The organism is Acinetobacter sp. SwsAc4, assembly GCF_013391535.1.
Taxonomy (GTDB): Bacteria; Pseudomonadota; Gammaproteobacteria; order Pseudomonadales; family Moraxellaceae; genus Acinetobacter.
Genome location: NZ_JACAXC010000010.1, coordinates 28,642 through 47,348, shown reverse-complemented (window position 1 = coordinate 47,348; position 18,707 = coordinate 28,642). Strand labels below are relative to the sequence as shown.

The 18,707-nt window shown below is 35.9% G+C and carries 20 protein-coding genes; 9 read left to right on the top strand and 11 right to left on the bottom strand.

Annotated elements, in window-relative coordinates; translation table 11 throughout:
- Positions 1-23: 23 nt before the first annotated feature.
- Entirely contained in the window at positions 24-1,538 is a 1,515-nt protein-coding gene (locus HYG88_RS07025; protein ID WP_005159954.1) for an NAD(P)/FAD-dependent oxidoreductase, read from the bottom strand.
- Between the two features lie 155 nt (positions 1,539-1,693).
- Between HYG88_RS07025 and HYG88_RS07020 the strand changes: the two genes are divergently transcribed.
- From HYG88_RS07020 to HYG88_RS07005, 4 genes are all read left to right on the top strand, one after another.
- Entirely contained in the window at positions 1,694-2,713 is a 1,020-nt protein-coding gene (locus tag HYG88_RS07020) for an AraC family transcriptional regulator (protein ID WP_005159957.1), read from the top strand.
- Positions 2,714-2,833: 120 nt separating this feature from the next.
- Complete coding sequence (zapE, locus tag HYG88_RS07015) at positions 2,834-3,979, top strand: cell division protein ZapE (RefSeq protein WP_005159962.1); 1,146 nt, start codon at positions 2,834-2,836, stop codon at positions 3,977-3,979.
- A gap of 285 nt (positions 3,980-4,264) precedes the next feature.
- Positions 4,265-6,427: a malate synthase G gene (locus HYG88_RS07010; protein WP_005159964.1), complete on the top strand. Its 2,163-nt coding sequence runs from the start codon at positions 4,265-4,267 to the stop codon at positions 6,425-6,427.
- A 61-nt stretch (positions 6,428-6,488) separates the two neighbouring features.
- The gene (locus HYG88_RS07005) at positions 6,489-7,157 is read left to right on the top strand and encodes an SOS response-associated peptidase (protein ID WP_005159978.1); all 669 of its coding nucleotides are present in this window, start codon (positions 6,489-6,491) and stop codon (positions 7,155-7,157) included.
- Positions 7,158-7,202: 45 nt separating this feature from the next.
- Here the strand turns inward: HYG88_RS07005 and HYG88_RS07000 are convergent, their stop codons facing one another.
- Together HYG88_RS07000 and HYG88_RS06995 are read right to left on the bottom strand one after the other, a co-directional pair.
- On the bottom strand, positions 7,203-7,667 hold the full coding sequence (locus tag HYG88_RS07000) for a MarR family winged helix-turn-helix transcriptional regulator (protein ID WP_004662340.1): 465 nt from the start codon (positions 7,665-7,667) through the stop codon (positions 7,203-7,205).
- Positions 7,668-8,366: 699 nt separating this feature from the next.
- Positions 8,367-9,224: an alpha/beta fold hydrolase gene (locus HYG88_RS06995; protein WP_005159979.1), complete on the bottom strand. Its 858-nt coding sequence runs from the start codon at positions 9,222-9,224 to the stop codon at positions 8,367-8,369.
- Positions 9,225-9,357: 133 nt separating this feature from the next.
- Between HYG88_RS06995 and HYG88_RS06990 the strand changes: the two genes are divergently transcribed.
- Complete coding sequence (locus HYG88_RS06990; RefSeq protein WP_005159981.1) at positions 9,358-9,813, top strand: hypothetical protein; 456 nt, start codon at positions 9,358-9,360, stop codon at positions 9,811-9,813.
- Between the two features lie 32 nt (positions 9,814-9,845).
- On the opposite strand, the gene HYG88_RS06985 is transcribed toward HYG88_RS06990, so the two are convergent.
- Positions 9,846-10,088, bottom strand: coding sequence for a hypothetical protein (locus HYG88_RS06985; protein ID WP_005159983.1), 243 nt, complete (start codon positions 10,086-10,088; stop codon positions 9,846-9,848).
- A gap of 402 nt (positions 10,089-10,490) precedes the next feature.
- A complete protein-coding gene (gene brnQ / locus HYG88_RS06980; protein ID WP_005159986.1) occupies positions 10,491-11,801 on the bottom strand; it encodes a branched-chain amino acid transport system II carrier protein in 1,311 nt (436 codons plus the stop codon).
- Between the two features lie 351 nt (positions 11,802-12,152).
- Between brnQ and map the strand changes: the two genes are divergently transcribed.
- The gene (map, locus tag HYG88_RS06975) at positions 12,153-12,947 is read left to right on the top strand and encodes a type I methionyl aminopeptidase (RefSeq protein ID WP_005159988.1); all 795 of its coding nucleotides are present in this window, start codon (positions 12,153-12,155) and stop codon (positions 12,945-12,947) included.
- A 26-nt stretch (positions 12,948-12,973) separates the two neighbouring features.
- On the opposite strand, the gene HYG88_RS06970 is transcribed toward map, so the two are convergent.
- Entirely contained in the window at positions 12,974-13,891 is a 918-nt protein-coding gene (locus HYG88_RS06970) for a LysR family transcriptional regulator (RefSeq protein WP_005159989.1), read from the bottom strand.
- 54 nt (positions 13,892-13,945) lie between these two features.
- The gene (locus tag HYG88_RS06965; protein ID WP_004662331.1) at positions 13,946-14,374 is read right to left on the bottom strand and encodes an HD domain-containing protein; all 429 of its coding nucleotides are present in this window, start codon (positions 14,372-14,374) and stop codon (positions 13,946-13,948) included.
- A gap of 81 nt (positions 14,375-14,455) precedes the next feature.
- Here HYG88_RS06965 and HYG88_RS06960 point away from each other — a divergent pair, with 81 nt between their 5' ends.
- Positions 14,456-14,779 carry a hypothetical protein gene (locus tag HYG88_RS06960; protein ID WP_005159991.1) on the top strand — a complete coding sequence of 108 codons (324 nt, stop codon included), beginning with the start codon at positions 14,456-14,458 and terminating at the stop codon, positions 14,777-14,779.
- A gap of 51 nt (positions 14,780-14,830) precedes the next feature.
- Here the strand turns inward: HYG88_RS06960 and grxD are convergent, their stop codons facing one another.
- Positions 14,831-15,172 carry a Grx4 family monothiol glutaredoxin gene (grxD, locus tag HYG88_RS06955; protein WP_004662328.1) on the bottom strand — a complete coding sequence of 114 codons (342 nt, stop codon included), beginning with the start codon at positions 15,170-15,172 and terminating at the stop codon, positions 14,831-14,833.
- A 163-nt stretch (positions 15,173-15,335) separates the two neighbouring features.
- Here grxD and HYG88_RS06950 point away from each other — a divergent pair, with 163 nt between their 5' ends.
- Entirely contained in the window at positions 15,336-16,550 is a 1,215-nt protein-coding gene (locus tag HYG88_RS06950; protein WP_005159994.1) for an aspartate aminotransferase family protein, read from the top strand.
- 62 nt (positions 16,551-16,612) lie between these two features.
- Here HYG88_RS06950 and HYG88_RS06945 read toward each other — a convergent pair whose 3' ends face one another.
- From HYG88_RS06945 to HYG88_RS06935, 3 genes are all read right to left on the bottom strand, one after another.
- Positions 16,613-17,044 carry a CBS domain-containing protein gene (locus HYG88_RS06945; protein WP_005159997.1) on the bottom strand — a complete coding sequence of 144 codons (432 nt, stop codon included), beginning with the start codon at positions 17,042-17,044 and terminating at the stop codon, positions 16,613-16,615.
- A gap of 139 nt (positions 17,045-17,183) precedes the next feature.
- Complete coding sequence (locus HYG88_RS06940) at positions 17,184-17,555, bottom strand: DUF2750 domain-containing protein (protein ID WP_005160000.1); 372 nt, start codon at positions 17,553-17,555, stop codon at positions 17,184-17,186.
- A gap of 300 nt (positions 17,556-17,855) precedes the next feature.
- Positions 17,856-18,089 (bottom strand): hypothetical protein, encoded by a 234-nt coding sequence (locus HYG88_RS06935; protein WP_004662320.1) that lies wholly within the window; start codon positions 18,087-18,089, stop codon positions 17,856-17,858.
- A 233-nt stretch (positions 18,090-18,322) separates the two neighbouring features.
- Here HYG88_RS06935 and HYG88_RS06930 point away from each other — a divergent pair, with 233 nt between their 5' ends.
- Positions 18,323-18,682 carry a hypothetical protein gene (locus HYG88_RS06930; RefSeq protein ID WP_005160009.1) on the top strand — a complete coding sequence of 120 codons (360 nt, stop codon included), beginning with the start codon at positions 18,323-18,325 and terminating at the stop codon, positions 18,680-18,682.
- Positions 18,683-18,707 lie beyond the last annotated feature (25 nt).

The window sequence follows — 18,707 nt, the reverse complement described above, 5'->3', positions numbered from 1 at the left end:
TGCTTATTATGAAGAATTATTGATTAGGCTGCATTGTTTTTTGCATTTGTTGCTGTATGAATAAAATTATAGTCAGCGACATTTACTTTACGTGTTTCTAACCAATATTTCCAAGTATATGTTGGCCATAATGAGAAGTTTTTACCATCGGCTGCTTGATACCAACTACTGCATCCACCTGCTTGCCAAACTGTTCCTTTGAGTTGTTTCTGCACACGCTCATTAAATTGATCTTGTACCTGTTGTTTAATCTCAACAGCTTGAGAACCTGTTTTATCTACGGTTTGAATCAATTGCAAAATATAATTCACTTGAGATTCAATCATAAAAATAATAGAGTTATGACCTAAAATCGTATTTGGACCTAATAGTTGGAATAGATTAGGGAAGTTTTTCGTACTAACACCATAGTAGCTTTCTGCACCATCTTTCCAAGCTTGCTTAAGTTCGATTCCATTACGACCAACACAATCGAAATGCTTTAAGTAAATACGTGGGTCAGTAATGAATCCCGTACCATAAATCAAACAGTCAATTTGGCGTTCTTTACCGTCTTTGGTAATAATGCCGTTAGCTGTAATTTCCTGAACGCCATCAGTAATTAATTCAACATTTTTACGGTTGAACGTTGGGAAGTACTTATTTGAAATCAAAATACGCTTACAACCCATCACGAAGTCTGGTGTAAGTTTTTTAGCGAGCTCTTTGTCTTTGACTTGAAAGCGGATAAATGCTTCTGCAAGCTTTTGACCATATTTCATGATCTGTGGTTGTACGATAGGTACGACACGTGATTCGTTGCTCCAATACAAACGAGTACGATGAATTTGACGATAAATATTTGAAGCTTTAAATAAAGATTTGCTTAATTGTGAATATTTACGTTCATCACGTGGAATGACCCATGCGGCAGTACGTTGGAATACATAAAGCTGTTTCACTTTTTGTGCAATCTCGGGGATATATTGAATTGCACTACCACCAGTACCAATAGAAGCAACAGATTTACCTTCTAAGCTGTATTGATGATCCCATTGTGAAGAATGGAAGACTTTACCTTTAAACTTTTCAATTCCTTTTAAGTGAGGAATTTGTGGAACGTGTAGGGGACCAGAAGCAAAAATAACAAATTGAGCTTCAATGGATGGTTGATCTTTAAAATCTAATGACCAAACATTACGATTTTCATCAAACTCAGCATGAGTAACTTCATGATTGAATTTGCAATAATCTTTTAATCTATATTGCTGAGTAATATCTTGGATATATTCAAAAATTTCATCAGCTTCAGCGTAACGTTTTGACCAATCTGTTTTGGGAGCAAACGAAAGTGAATACATGTGTGATTGAACATCACAGGCAGCACCCGGGTATTGATTTTCACGCCATGTGCCACCAACGTCATTGGTTTTTTCTAAAATTACAAAATCATTCATTTGACTTTGTAATAGTCGAATAGACATTGCTAAACCACCAAAACCTGCACCAATAATTGCAACTTTAGTTTTTTGAATAGCATTTTGGGGTACATCACGCATAGTCCACGCCCTACACATCTAAATTTTATGCAAGTTTAAAGGTTTTGTAGAGATTAAATATGATTGTATAGACGCAAAACCTGATCATTTCGGCAATTCATTTATTCGTATTTTTATAGTACAACGTTAAAGTCTTAGGAATTACATTCGGAATTATGAAGAGATCTATCCTCGGATTGATGTATTTAATTCAAGGCATGCGTCATGTGGGCATTGATGTTGATGCTCGTTTAGCAGACATGGGAATACAAGCCGAAGCTTTAGATCCGAGTTCAATTATTCCAGATGAAATTGAATGGGATATTTTACAGTATATTAGTCAAGATATTTCTCCTGAACAAGGCTTAATCATTGGTCAACATTATGCGCTTGCAGGGTATGGCCCATTCTTGATGCTGCTTGTTACAAGCGATACTTTACATAAAGCTCTGTTAAATGGTGTGCGATTTCAGCAATTGACACATCTGTTTGGTTCATTACAACTAAATATTAAAAAAGATCACATCCATTTTCATTATCAACCAATTGATTTAAATACACATTTAGGATTGTTTCGTGCTCAATGTGAAATCTCAGGTACTTATAAGTTCTTACAAGATATTTTTAAAATGATGGGGCTTGAAATCCCTAATATTCGTATTGAATTACCTTTTAAAGCACCTAAAGAATTAGAATTAATAGTGGCTTATCAAGACTATTATGGTCAGGATGTAAAATTTGAATGTCAGCATGCCTCTTTTATTCTAGAAAATACTGACATTTTAAATATAAAAATACCATCTGCTGATGTTCTTACTTACCGTGTCTATGAAGAAAAATGCCTACAAGATCTGAAGAAATTAGAACGAAGTAGCCGTGCAAAGTTGACCATTTTAGAATATGTCGAGGAATATCTTGAAATGCAAAATGGTGTAATACCTACAATGTCTGAAACAGCATGTGCATTAAAGATTCCTGAGAGGACTCTAAGACATAAATTGCAGCAAATACAAACAAGTTATAAGGAAATACGCGAAAGGCTCATTAAGCAGAAAGCATTAAAGTTTATTGAAAATAGTGCATATTCAATTGGGCAAGTTGCGGAAATGTTAGGTTATTCTGAACCTGCTGCATTTAATCATGCGTTTAAACGATGGTTTGGTCAAAGTCCAAGACAATATAATCGTAATCATTAAAATGATTAAAAAATGGTACATTATGATGTTTAAACTCCATGATAATTAAGCCTAAAATCTAATGCCTTTGGACTTAATGTTCGATATAATTTTCACCAATTAAAATTGTAATAACACCTTATGTTAAATTCTAAACCAGACTCACATAGCACTTCATTTATGCCGATCTCACCTGCGGAGCGTTATGCTCAAGCAATCGAATCAGGTCAATTTATGCCAGATGAAGCTCAAGCTCAGGCAGTGCAAGAGTTAGATCGAGTATGGAAAGAGTTGCTTACTCGTTATAAAGCCTCAAAGAAAGCGTTTAGACGTTTCCGTCGTCAAACCTATCCAAAAGGGGTATATATGTGGGGTGGCGTAGGGCGTGGGAAAACATGGTTGATGGATCAATTTTATGAGTCAGTTCCATTTCGCCGCAAAACACGCATGCATTTTCACCATTTTATGCAACATGTCCATAAAGAATTGAATAAGCTTTCAGGTCAACGTAATCCATTAGATTCTGTTGCTGATCAGATTTATAAAAATGCGGTTGTCATTTGTTTTGATGAGTTTTTTGTATCAAATGTGACCGATGCAATGATTATTAGTGATTTATTTCAAAAGTTATTTGAACGTGGCGTCACGTTGATTGCAACGTCTAATATTGCACCAGAAGGTCTCTATAAAAATGGTATCCATCGTGACCGTTTTCTTCCTACAATTGAATTGGTTCAAAAAAACTGTACGGTTCTGAATGTAGATGCTGGTGTTGATTATCGTTTGCGTGTTTTGAAGCAGGCTCAATTATTCAAACATCCATTGAGTAATGATGCTCAATCATGGATGTATGAGCGTTTTCAAGCGCTGACACAGACACAAACGCTCTTTAATACACCTATCATGATTAACAATCGTATTGTAGAAACGCTTGGGCATACAGAAGATGTATTATGGTGTGAATTCTCTGAGTTATGTTTTAAACCACGTAGTCCAGCTGATTTCATTGAAATTGCTAATATTTACAACACGGTACTGGTAAGTAACGTGCCGCATTTAACTGATTTTCTCTCAGAAGGAACCCGTCGCTTTATTTATTTAGTGGATGAGTTTTATGATCGTGGTGTGAAATTACTTTTAACTTCAGAAGATTCAATTATTGATCTTTATGAAGGTCAAAAATTAGCATTTGAAATTGAACGAACACGTTCACGTTTATTAGAAATGCAATCCGATGATTATCTGCATTCAGAGCATCGTCAAATTCAGGTTTCAAAAACTTCATAAATTATAAAGGCATTCTCAGGAATGTCTTTTTTATAAATTCATATAGAGAAAGCTTTATTCTTAATTGAATTTTGTTATAACTAAATGAGTTTTAAAAAGTGAGTATGTCGCAGAATAGAAGTAGCTAGATCAAAACTTGGTTTTGGTGTTTATAAAAATTATATTTGTCAATACTTAGACTAAGAAAATGCTTACTATTTAGCAATGTGATATTACTATTCAGGCTAGTATAAATCGGTATACTAGGTTTCTTGTTATAAAAAGTTAGCATCATCAGGAAAGACAATGACTGTACGTATTCAACAAGGCAAGCTAGCGATTGCTAAAGAACTTTACGATTTCATCGAAAATGAAGCTTTACCAGGCTCTGGTTTAGACAGTGAAACTTACTGGAAAAATTTCGAGCAAGTCGTTGTCGATCTTAGCCCAAAGAATAAAGCACTATTAGCTAAGCGTGATGAAATTCAAGCTAAGATTGATGAATGGCATCGTAATAATCAATTTGAGTTAAATGCGTATAAAGCATTTTTAACTGAGATTGGTTACTTAGTACCAGAAGTTGCTGATTTCCAAGTAACGACTGAAAATGTAGATGAAGAAATTGCATTATTAGCTGGTCCTCAGCTTGTTGTGCCAGTACGTAATGCACGCTATTGCTTAAATGCTGCGAATGCACGTTGGGGTTCATTATATGATGCACTTTACGGTACTGATGTAATTTCTGAAGAAAATGGTGCAGAGAAAGGTAAGGGATACAACCCAGTCCGTGGCGATAAAGTAATTGCTTTCGCTAAAGATTTTCTTAATCAAACATTCCCACTTGCTCAAGGCTCTCATGCCGATGCAACTAAATATGCAGTTGATCACAATCGTTTAGTTGTAACTTTAAAAGATGGTTCAACAACCTCTTTGGCTCATGAAGTTCAATTTGTTGGCTTTAATGGCGATGCTGCAAACCCAACTGAAATCGTTTTATTAAATAATGGCTTGCACGTTATTATTGATATCGATGCAAATAGCCCAATCGGTAAAACTGATGCGGCTGGCGTTAAAGATTTAACTCTAGAAGCTGCTATTACAACGATCCAAGATTTAGAAGACTCAGTTGCAGCTGTTGATGCAGAAGAGAAAGTTGAAGGCTATCGTAACTGGTTAGGTTTAATGAAGGGTGACTTGCAAGAGTCAATCGAGAAAAATGGTAAAACCATTACTCGTGCATTAAACAAAGACCGTACAGTTCAGAACTTAATTGGCGGTACTACAACGCTACATGGTCGTTCATTAATGCTTCTTCGTAACGTTGGTCATTTAATGACTAACCCTGCGATCCTTGTAGATGGCCAAGAAGTATTTGAAGGTATTATGGATGCATTAGTTACTCCATTACTTACAATTACAGATATTCGTGGCGAAAACGAAAATAAGAACTCTCGTAAAGGTTCTATGTATATCGTTAAACCAAAAATGCATGGTCCAGAAGAAGTTGCATTTGCAGTTGAATTATTTGAGCGTGCAGAACAAGCACTCGGTTTACCTGCAAAAACTCTCAAAATCGGTATCATGGATGAAGAACGTCGTACTTCAGTTAATTTGAAAAACTGTATCGCAGCTGCAAAAGACCGTACAATTTTCATTAACACTGGTTTTATGGATCGTACGGGTGATGAAATCCATACGTCTATGGAAGCAGCGCCAATGGTACGTAAAGAAGCTGTTAAAGCTCAGAAATGGATTGCTGCTTACGAAAATCGTAACGTTGCAATTGGTTTGGCTTGTGGTTTACAAGGTAAAGCGCAAATTGGTAAAGGCATGTGGCCAAAACCAGATAGCATGAAAGATATGTTGGCGACTAAGACAGCGCATCCAAATGCGGGTGCTTCTTGTGCATGGGTTCCATCACCTACAGGTGCTGTACTTCATGCAATGCATTATCATCAAATTAATGTAAAAGCACGTCAAGACGAATTGGCTGCTGAAGATATGTTGACTTTGGATGATTTGTTAACGCCTCCTTTTGCACCAGAAACAAACTGGACTGCTGAAGAGTTGAATAACGAACTTGAAAATAACTGTCAAGGTATCTTGGGTTATGTTGTACGTTGGGTTGATCTAGGTGTAGGTTGTTCTAAAGTGCCAGACATCAACAACGTTGGTTTGATGGAAGACCGTGCAACTTTACGTATTTCTTCTCAGCATGTTGCAAACTGGTTGCGTCACGGTATCGTAACGAAAGAACAAGTTGAAGAAGTGCTTAAACGTATGGCTGTGATTGTTGATCAGCAAAATGCCAATGATCCGCTTTATACGCCAATGGCACCAAATTTTGATGGTATTGCATTCCAAGCTGCCGCTGATTTGATCTTCAAAGGTGCTGAGCAACCTTCTGGTTATACAGAGCCATTGTTACACGCTGCACGTTTAAAACTTAAAGGTTATACAGGTGATTAATTTCATCTAAAATAAAAGCCTCCTCGGAGGCTTTTTTATTAAGTAAGGTGCTTGTGATTTTATGTGTGCTAACTACAAACCAGTAACACTTGAGCAATTACAACAACTTGAACTACCACTTGTTCCTTTTAACTATCTCGATGAGATTTATCCAAGTTATAAAACACCGTTATTATTTAAATCTGAACATGGATTGGAGTGGCGAGAAGTATTATTTGGTTTAGTGCCGAAATGGGCAGAGGATATTAACAGCTCTAAACGTGCTTATAATGCTAGACATGAGACCATTTTTGAGAAACCAAGCTTTCAGGAGGCAGCTTATAAATGCAAGTTCGGTGTAATTCCAGTCACTGAGTTTTATGAAAGTAAATATACTGGAAATAAACCTCAACGATGGGGTGTAAGGCGTAAAGATGGCAGAGCCTTTTTTATTGCTGCACTTTATGAAATTTGTAAAATCAATAATCAAATTATTCGTTCAGCAGCGATGCTCACAATGAACGCAGTCGACCATCCGATGATGAAAGAATTTCATGAACCTGGCGATATAAAAAGATCAGTTGTCATCATTCCACATGATCGTCTTGATGATTGGTTGAGTTTAAAACAACCACATCAAATGATTCAATTTATGCAAGGGTTTCCAGTCGAAGAGTTTGAATGTTCACATGTACCTAAGGCAAAAATAGCAAAACAAACACCTCAGTTAAATATGTTTGATCTTTTCTAAATAAAAAAGGTTTCTAATAAGAAACCTTTTTTTATATTTTATCAATCAACGAGCAAGATTTTTAAACATATGTTTTAAAATTTCCATCGTCTTTTCAATTTGCAACGGTGTTAATCCATCAAATGATTGTTCTAATATTACAGAGGTTAGATCATTAATTTTAGTAATCATTTCTGTACCCTTATCAGTAAGATAAACGCGGGTAATACGACCATCTTCTTTACATGAATAAGTTTCAATATATCCCTCATCTTTAAGGCGATATACGATTTTTGTGGTTGTAGACATTTTAGAAATCACCATGTCTGAAAGTTCAGACACGCTTGCATGTGGTTTGACATTCAATGCAATTAAAATACGACGGCGAGAGTTGTCTAAACCATACTTCTTAAGTACGTTATCGATATTTTGAACGTACTGTGCATTTACTTGAGAAATCCAGAAATAAGGAAAGTCTTCTAAGTTAAATGTTTCTGATGTAGGTAAAAAACGCGCATATTTTTTAGGCATTAAGTTATTTCCTATGCTTGTTACACAGAGTTGTTAGATGCAACTCCTAAATTCCATGAAATGTCTACAATTTATACGCTAGAAAAATGATGAAATCTAATTTTTCTAACATTCCATTTATAACAAATCTTCCTAAAAATGGTTGTATAACCATCTTTGCTTAGGATAGGGGTATCATCATGTAAACTATATAAAACTGTTATTAATGATGGTCTTACCTATCCATCTTACCCCAATTGTATTTCTACAGTGCTGCATTGTAGCTTATTTGTAGAACAAATGTATTGTAGAAAATAAATACAAATTATGACGTGACTTTTTTATAAAAGATTCTGTCTAAAATGTCATATAGCTTTAAAATTGTTACATTTGTAAAATAAAATAATCGAAAAAACAAATTAAATACATATATTTGAATTTAACATTTGGTTAAAAATTAAAATCCATAGTGCTGCTAAAAAGTTGAATAAATACATTCTTTATCACATTTAATCATTATTAGTTAATTAATTTGCTTAAAAAGAATACAAATGTAGCTTTATTATTTAACTTTATATTGTTAAAAAATAATTCATTGTAAAAAACTTCTACTTAGTTATGTCATTTATCGTTTATGTAAATAATTGTAAATTAAAAAGGCGCATCTAAATAGGATTACAAACTTAGATACGCAAAAGGGTAAAGCTGTGAGTTTAGGGATTACATTCTCAGTTCTTTTTCTAATACGGGCCATAATTTCTGATGTGATTTTTTGAACATCAGCATATGTCCAATTTGTTTGTAACCATATTGTTGTGGTTTCAATTCAATCAAATTGGTTTGGGCATTAGGATAAAGTCTGAGTAAATCTTTAACATTTGCCTGTGTTGCGATTTCATCATCACTTGCCCAAATTGATGTAATCGGACAGACAATCTCTTGGTGATAATCAGCAAAAATACTTTTACCAATTGCATTCATGACATAACCAGGTTGACTACAAAATTCAGCCCATTGTTTTGCTACATTTTTAGGTAAATTTTCACCCATACCAATAAATTGTGTTGCACCGTATCCTTTAATAGCACTGGATATTGGAAAAATGACATTAAACATTAATGGAGCAAGAAGTTTAGTTTTTCCTTTTAAGCCTTTTACATGACCCGTTGAACCAGCGATTGCGACAACTTTAGCAACTTTTTGATGGTTAGGGTTGATTCCAAGTAATTGACCACCGGCACTATGTCCCAAAATAATCACTTGTTTAGCTTGAGCACGATTCAAGAGTGTTTCGATGGCTGCGGGAATATCTAATAAACCCCAATCATTGATACTGGCATTCGAATTTTTCAGTGCCTCATGTAAAGATTGACCTATTCCTCTAAAGTCAAAACTTAAGACCTTGTAGCCTTGTTGATTTAACCATTCAGCAAATGAGTGATAAAAACCTTTGGTAATACCTGTTGCTGGACAAATTAGAATCGGAAATGGTTTGGTGGCATCACTTGCTGGATAATACTGTGCTGCAAGTTGGTAACCATCTTTACAACTGATCCAAAATGATTCAAATGTAGTCATTTGAGAAATACTCTTGTCTAGACATATTTCCAGTTTATACAAGTTCTAAAAAGAAACTCGTTTAAAAAATGACTTAAAAGTCAAATTTTATGTAATATAGCTATTTTTGGAAAAACAATTTGGGGAAAAGGGAATGTTAATTTTAACCAGTGCAACCAAATTGGCGATCATTTTTAGTGGAATATTTCTTTGGGTAGGGATGTTAACTGGCGTTTGGAAGTATTATCAAATTAGAAATACAGAGCTTGCACGTGCACATTATTATGTCGATATTGCACATCGCAGTAGTTTGCTTTATGCCGCTGCGAGTTTAATCTTGGCTGCATTAAGTTATTTTACAAGTTTATCGGATAGTTTGAGTCTATTTTGCGTTGTGGCGAATTTATTCTTTTTCTCAATGTCGATTTTGGTCTATATCATTCATGGAATGTTAAAAGATACAACGAATCAGTTTAAGCAACCGCATAAGTTGGGACAGTGGTCGATTCCAAGATGGTGTATGACATTTTTAATGTTGAGTTTAATAATGGTCGAATTAGGTGCTACAGCAGTATTACTATTAGGAACAATCTTAAAATTTACCAGTTAGAAAAATGGATGATTACTCATCCATTTCTTATATTAAAAATTCTTTTGGCGCTCAGCACTTATCTGTCGAAACTTTCGATCGATAATCCCCCACGTACAAAAGGCTAAAGAGACGATTAAAGCGTATGCAAAATATTCAGGTTTTAAATTACCCTTAATAGTGCCTTGCAATAACAGCGTCGCCATTAATGCAAATGTCGTAATTGCATATACGATGGAATCATTGGTCTTTAGAGTGTCAATGAAGACTTGCTTGTTGAAATGTAATGAGAACATCTCCATCCCTCCTTGAGTAGTGATGACAAAAGCTAATCGTTTTTGTCAGAATTAAGATTAAAGTTGTACTTTGATTTTTTCAGTATTTCAATAGCTAACTTCACTATTTTTTAAATAAATTTATGGATGTATTGATTTCTATATAGATTGAACATTTTTTGGGTGTATTAAGGTTATTTTTATTATGAATAGTGGTGTTGGTTTTTTACAATTTGAAAAAGTTGCTGAAAAGATGTTTTTGTGATTCAGATCAAATACAGTGTGAATAATACGGGTAGAGGTAGATACAAATAAGATAAAAAATAATTTGTCGTAAACAAAAAATGTAAGTTGGATAAAAGAACATTTTTTGTATAGCTAAAATTATATTTGGGTAAAACATTATTTTAACGACAAATCATTTTAATTTTGAGAAGCAGTACTGCTAGAGAATCGATCTACAGCAATTGCGATAACGAGTACGACCAATGAAGGCAATAACCAAGCAAGGTTCTGTTCATTCAACGGTAAATTATTAATGAATTGAGGGAGTTGTTCAGAGAATCCAGCCGCTTTGAGTGCCTCAATAATGCCAAAAAGAAAAGCAACAGCAGTAACAGAGCTCACGACAGTTGAAGGTTTATTCCAATATTTCCAGAAGAAACTCATCATAATCACAACAATCGCTGGTGGATAAATTGCACTCAACACTGGAACAGAGAACGCAATTAGTTTTGTTAAGCCTAAATTAGAAATTAATAATGAAAATCCAATTAAGATAAAAACTAATAATTTATACGGTAAGCCTGTTAATTCAGTGAAATATTCTGCACATGCACAGGTAAGGCCAATTGCAGTTACCATACAGGCAAGAAAAATCAAACCAGCTAAAAACAACGAACCTAGATCACCAAAGGCGTGTTGTACATAAGCATGCAGAATTACTGCACCATTCGCTGCATTCGCCGCAACTTCATGGCTACCTAATCCAAGTTTAAATAGGCTGATATATACTAGGGTTAAACCTACACCAGCAATTAAACTCGCGATAATCGCATATTTGGTGATCAGCTTTGAATCTGTCACGCCACGAGACTGAATCGCTTGAATAATCACAATACCGAATACTAAGGCACCCAAAGTATCCATCGTTAAATAGCCGTTTACGAAGCCTTCAGAAACAGGACGAGTCACATACTTATGGATTGGTGGAGAAATATAGCCAGTAGGGATAAGGATTGCTGCAATACCAAGAACCGCTAGAGCAGCAATTTTTAAAGGAGCTAAGACGTGACCTACTGTATCTAATAATTTATTCGGGTAAAGCGAGATCACAGTGACAAGTGTAAAATAAATAACACTATAAATCAGTAGACTGCTATTTGATGTACCAAAATATGGAGCAAATCCTATTTCATAAGAAACAGTTGCAGTACGTGGTGTGGCAAATAATGGTCCGACAGACAAATAACAGACAATCGTGAGGAGTAAGCTAAAAAAGCGTCCAAGTGGCGAGCTGATAATTTCAATAGAGCCTTGCATACGAGACAAAGCCATAATGGTAATTACAGGTAGACCGACTGCGGTAATTAAGAATCCAAAAGCAGCGAGCCAAACATGCTCACCTGCTTGTTGCGCAACGATAGGGGGGAAAATAATATTGCCAGCACCAATGAAAAGTGCAAAGGTCATGAAACCGAGAGCAATAATATCTCCTGTACGAAGATGGTTCATAAAAGGGAGGTATAAAATAAAAGTGCGGATTCTAGAACAAATTTGTAGTCATTTGAAACTAATTTTATGTGAAATTTGGTTTATTTTTGTCTAATAAGAACTGATTAAAATCATATAATTAGCATTGGTAAACTTAATTTATTGAAAAGATTTTAAAAGTAAAAAATATAGCCCTTTATACTTTTTTACTATGATGCCGATTGAAATTAAATGTAAAATAATAGCAACCGTTCAATCTTAAAACGATTGAAGATTTTTGTACGACAGCGTACAACTGTTGAAATACGAGATGCAGTACAAAAATGAATCTGCATGTTGCATTAACCTATATTTAAATAAGGAAAATCTCGAATGAGAGCTTCTACTGTGACGATTAAATCTGAGCAAGATATTGAGAAATTACGTATCTCAGGACGTTTAGCGGCACAAGTATTAGAAATGATTGGTGATTATATTAAGCCCGGCGTTTCAACTGAATATTTAGACGATATTTGCAACGACTATATCGTAAATACTTTGCAGGTGATTCCAGCCAATGTGGGATATCATGGTTTTACCAAGACGACATGTATTTCAGTCAATGAAGAAGTGTGCCATGCAATTCCTTCCGCAAAGAAAATTTTGCAAGAAGGCGATATATTAAATATCGATGTTGCTGTAATCAAAGATGGTTATTTTGGGGATACCAGCCGCATGTATTTTGTGGGCGAGCCGAGCCCAGAAGCCAAGAAACTGGTGGAAACAACTTATGAAGCCATGCTTGCAGGGATTCATACGGTAAAACCAGGTGCGACACTCGGTGATATTGGTTATGCAATTCAATCCGTTGCGCAACGTGAAGGTTATAGTATTGTCCGAGAATATTGTGGTCATGGTATTGGTCGAATCTATCATGAACAGCCGAATATTTTGCATTATGGTCAAAAAGGACAGGGCATGATCTTGAAAAAGGGTATGGTATTTACGATTGAACCGATGGTGAATGCTGGTAAACGCCATGTGAAAGAACTGAATGACGGATGGACTGTGGTGACACAAGATAAGTCCTTATCAGCGCAATGGGAACATATGGTTGTTGTTACTGATGATGGTTTTGAGTTGTTAACACCTTGGCCAAATGGAACAGGACACTATCCAGCGGTGTAATGTATTTAAAAAAGACCTTGAATGATTCAAGCTCTTTTTTTATTCGTTGATTCTGTTAATTGTTCTACTAAATAATCGATAAAGACTCGTACAGCGGGTAATAGACCTCTACGTGACGGATAAACGGCATGGAAAATACCATGTGGGGCAGTCCATTCAGGTAAAACTTTGACCAATTGCCCTGATTTTGTGAAATCTTGTGCAATACTATCTGGTAATAAAGCAATTCCACAATTTTGACTTGCCAATTCCGCAAGCATCAACAAATTCGAACCCATAATGACAGGATTTACTTTAATTTTCTTTTGTTGATTTTCAGGTCCAAATAATAAAAAGTGTTGATCTAGATGTTCTTCGGACATACTGATAATACGATGCTCAGATAATTGTTCTGGCGTTGTTAAATGACCGAATTCATTTAAATAAGCTTGACTAGCAAATAGACGTTGCTCAATTGCTGTAAACTGACGCAAAACTAAATTAGGGTCATCGTCTAGCTTAGAGCGAACACGTAAGGCGAGATCAACGCCTTCGTTAATTACATCAATTCTGCGATTGCTTACCATCATTTGAACCCGAACTTCAGGGTACTTCTTTAAAAAGCTCGGTAATATTTTCGCCATTTGATTTTGTGCAATATCAACTGGAACACTGACTTTAATTACACCGCGTGGTTCGCTACTTAAGTGATTGACAACATCATGTGCAGCTTGGGCTGCATTCATCATCACTTGAGCATGACGATAAACATCCATACCAATATCGGTAACGGCAAAGTGTCGTGAACTACGTTGAATTAAGCGTACACCCAGCTGTTCTTCGAGATTATAAACTCTGCGACTTAATTTGGATTTAGGAATATCAGTTGCTCTTTCAGCCGCACTAAAACCACCATGTTCGACAACAAGGGCAAAGCAATAAAAATCATCTAAATCCGTTAGCATTACGCTATAAACTCCAGCTTTTGTGATTAGGGTGAATCATTATAAAAGAGATTATTAAACATTTTGGAGTAATAATAAATCTCGAACCTGTTGGTATTCTTTCAAACGCTCAAAATCTTTGACTGTTGGTGATTGAATGCGAGATAAGTCCATATTGTCATTGATATCTGCTAATTTAACAACACGTGCGATTGGATTTTGTCGCGCTCGTTGAGCTGCTTCTAGACGAGTTTCTCCTTGTTTTTTAGTGAGTGCGACGATTGCGTCAATGATATGCTCTTGAAAACCGAATTGGTATAAATCTTCAATCGTTGTTTCTGTATCTTCTAAAATATCATGTAAAACGGCCACAATTTTATGTTCAATTGTAGGAACATTTAACATGACTCTTAATGGATGCAATATATAAGGGGCATTTGCTTTATCTACTTGCCCTTCATGTTGTTTTGCAGCTAGTGAAATCGCTTGTTCAAGTGTTGCCATAATTTAAATCCCTGTTATTCGGATAGATTCACAGATAGTATTCTTTTAAACTAAATCCAAATTTTCTATGCTTTAAAAATTATGACATACCAACTTATAAACGTGATCGATGCGACTCAAAACATTGCATGTCCATATTGTCATCAAGCTGTTTTAGATTGGGAACAAGAACAGTATGTTCAGCCGTGTGAGCATACTTTATTCATGGCTATGGATTTAGGTTTTGAATTTATTGCTGATCGTTTTGAAGAAGTTCTACCACAGTCGGTTGATGAAATTCATGAAGATCCAAGTATGAATATTTATAAGACCATTATTCAGGTGAACTATCCAAATCTACAAATTTACAAAGCCGATTTAGGGGTAGAAGGTATGTTTCGGTATGTTGGTTTTAGCTTAAACTAAAACTCATTGCAATAAAAAAGCCAATCATTTGATTGGCTTTCATTTTTTAGCTTATGCTTCAGGAGCAGGGCTATACTGTTCAACTAATGGCTTTAACTCACCATTTTGGAACATTTCAAGCATGATATCGCTACCACCAATGAGCTCGCCGTTTACCCATAATTGTGGGAAAGTAGGCCAGTTAGCAATTTGAGGTAATGTTGTACGAATATCTTGATTTTCCAAGATATTTACATAGGCAAATGGGCGACCAATTTGGCTAAGTGCTTCAACTGCACGTGCAGAAAAACCACATTGCGGAAATTGTGGAGTGCCTTTCATGTAAAGTAAAACAGGGTGTTTCGCAATTTGATCACGAATTAACGCTACTGTATCACGCGCTTGTTCCGTCATAGATAGATCCTCAACTAATCTCCGTAAATTATATACTGAAAAACAGTTTTGCGGCTATTGCTAAAGATTTTTCTTATATAAATGTGAGTTTGAGCTTTCAATCTACTCAAGTTTTTGCTTATATAACTTTTTTCACCACAACTAATGATAGATTGAGTTTGTTATGACTAATATCACTCTTGCTCCTGTGCAACCTGATCAACCATCACATCTTATGGCAACTTATGGTCGCCAAGCGATCAGCTTTGTACGAGGACGAGGGGCGTATTTATATACAGCGGATGGTACGGAATATTTGGATGCCTTAACAGGTATTGCTGTTTGTGGTTTAGGGCATGCACACCCAGTGATTGCGGAAGCGATTGCTGAGCAAGCTGCAACTTTAGTGCATACCAGTAACTTATTCGAAATTCCTTGGCAAACTGCTGCAGCTCAAAAACTTGCACAAGTTTCTGGAATGGAAGAAATTTTCTTCTCAAACAGTGGCGCTGAGTCAAATGAAGGTGCGATCAAAATTGCACGTAAATTTGGTTCTAAACAAGGCATTAGCAATCCTAAAATTATTGTTGCTGAACAATCTTTTCACGGTCGTACTTTGGCGACCTTATCTGCGACAGGCAATAAAAAAGTTCAAGAAGGTTTTGCACCTTTGGTTGAAGGCTTTATTCGTGTGCCATTTGGTGATGTTGAAGCGATTCAAGAGGCAGCTATCAATCATCCTGATATTGTTGCAATCCTGATTGAACCGATTCAGGGGGAAGGTGGTGTCAATACAGCACCGCAAGGCTTTAGCTATCTGGAAGAAGTCCGCGCGTTATGTAATCAGCATAACTGGTTGATGATGCTGGATGAAATCCAGACTGGAAATGGGCGTACAGGTAAATATTTTGCCTATCAGCACACCAGTATCGTTCCTGATGTGATGACCACAGCCAAAGGTTTGGGTAATGGTTTTCCAATTGGGGCGGTGATGACTCAGGGTAAAGCGATCGGTTTACTGGGTGCAGGCAGCCACGGTTCAACCTATGGTGGCACAGTGTTGGGCTCGCGTGTGGTCTATACGGTACTGGATACACTTGAAAAAGAGAATGTGGTCGCAAATGCTGCCACTGTCGGTGCCTATATCGTGAATCAACTCAAAGCGCAATTGGCTGGTTACAATGTACAGGTGCGTGGTTTTGGTATGATGATTGGTATTCAGCTACCAAAAGACTGTGCTGAACTTGTTGCGATTGCCCGTGATCAATATAAATTGATTATCAATGTCACGGCGGGTTCTGTGGTTCGTTTGTTACCCACACTCAACATGACTCAAGCTCAGGCAGATGAGCTGTTGCAACGTCTTGTGCCTGCAATCCAGAAATTTCTAAAGGCATAGTTCTGGGTTTTTAAAATAAAAAACAGGGTAGTGAATTGCCCTGTTTTTTTATTTTTATAGAATTAACCAGAGATATATTGTTGAAGCTGTTCAATCAGGATACGTTGATCTTCCATTGCTGCTTTCACCAAGTCACCAATTGAGATAAAACCCACCAACTTTTCTTGATCCAATACAGGTAAATGACGTAAATGACGATCGGTCATGAGCTGTAGACATTCTTCTACCGTATGGTTCAAGCCGACTGAAATGACCTTGGATGTCATAATGTCCGAGACAAGTGTGCTTTCTGAGGTGCGTTCCATCAAGGCGATCTTACGGGTATAGTCACGTTCAGAGAAAATTCCAACCACTTTTTCATCTTCTGCAACCACCAGTGCACCTACACCTTTGTCCGCCATAATTTTAATTGCTTCAAGTACAGTCGCATTTGGCGAAATTGTAAAAATTGATTGTACAGCTTTATTTTTGATGACTTGGGCAACGCTTGTCATTGTTTATCTACCTCTGTTGTATTGTCATTTTCATTTAACTTAACGGTATTTTTTTTAATTGCAAAGTCCTAAATGCACAACAATGATAACTTTCTCTTGTGAATGTCTAAAAAGTCATCATGATTGGTGGGCAAATTTATTACGCCATAACTGGTTCTTGCATAAAAAAGAAATGCTGCATTTGTTGTGTCGAAAGTTTGAATTTGCGATGCGAAGAATTAAATAAAGCAGGCTCTACTTGTAAACGCGTTAAGGTTGGTAATAGTGATTCATGAAAATCTTTAGGTGTAATTTTACGTGGTTTATAATTTTTCCAATTTGATTTTGCGTAACGGTGTGCTTGTACGCCATTCAACCAAAATGGGAATACATGACCATCGTGATCGGACTTGATTGCCCAACCTTGATGATATAAACCCCAAAGTACGCCACAATACATCATTGTTTTTAGAATTGAAATTTTAATCATCAACTCGCGTGATACTGGTTGGAAATTATTAAAACGATACATGTTCGTAAACTAATTTTATTTAAACTCATGTTTAATTATAAGAAATTTATATGGCATTTATGTTTAAACAATTGATCTAAATCGTAAGCAAATATTCTTTTGGGTCAAAATATCATCTTGATTATTCAATCTTTGCATCAGATAAAAGCAATTCAGAAAGACTCTAGAAATATTTTTTTATTAAAGTTAACGCTACCTGAGCAAATCAAAGCTTTGATGCAGCGCAAGTTAGACCGTGGGAGGGAGTGAGGTTGTACGTTTTAAGGAGGTATTAAAAAACGCCACCTGAGTGACGTTTTCTTATGCTTGCATTGTTGCTAACTTTTGCCAATATTGAGCTTTCAAAGAATCACGTTCTACTCGAAAACCTTGATAATACAGTTCCGCTAAAAATAATGCTGCTTTACCGTGACCTGCTTGAGCTACTTGTTCAAGCTCTTTCACAGCATCTAGAAAGTTTTTTTGCGATTGAATTGTATTTACTGCATTGGCATACACATGCTCTAGTTCATGTTGTGTAAAATGCTGAATCATATATAACTCCTTATTTTAATTATGATTACTTCAGATTCTATTCAAAGATACTTTACTTTGAACTTAAGTCACTATAACTCTGAATTATGAAATAATTATGACAACATTACTTGAATTGTCAAGTATATCGCGTGTCATTATTTAATTTGTAAGCTTACACGATTAAACACTTCTCGCAAATATTTTTAAGTAAAATCAAAGTGAAAATAATAGAAATAGATAAGGAGAATAATATGTCAAATGTAATTGATGGCTTCAGCTTTGATGTACCGCCAGCAGAAAGCCAAATTATTGCTTTAGCTCACCATCACCGTAAATTACTCGATGAGGCAATCTTTCATCAGGAGATTCACTTAGGTGACTATTGTTTAGCACAGCGCAAAAGAGTTTACGATTTCGCAAGTCATTTAAGCCCTGAACAAAAAGATCGGTTTTATGATATTTACAATGGCGAGTTGAAACGTATTGCTGATGATGATGATTTACATCCAGCTGATGCTGAAAGTGGTGTAGGGATGTTTGCAATATTTTTGGCACTTGTGATTATTGCATTTATTTTATATTTCGCCTTTGTCCGTTCGCTGATGAGTTGATTAATATCATATGTGCGTTCAATAA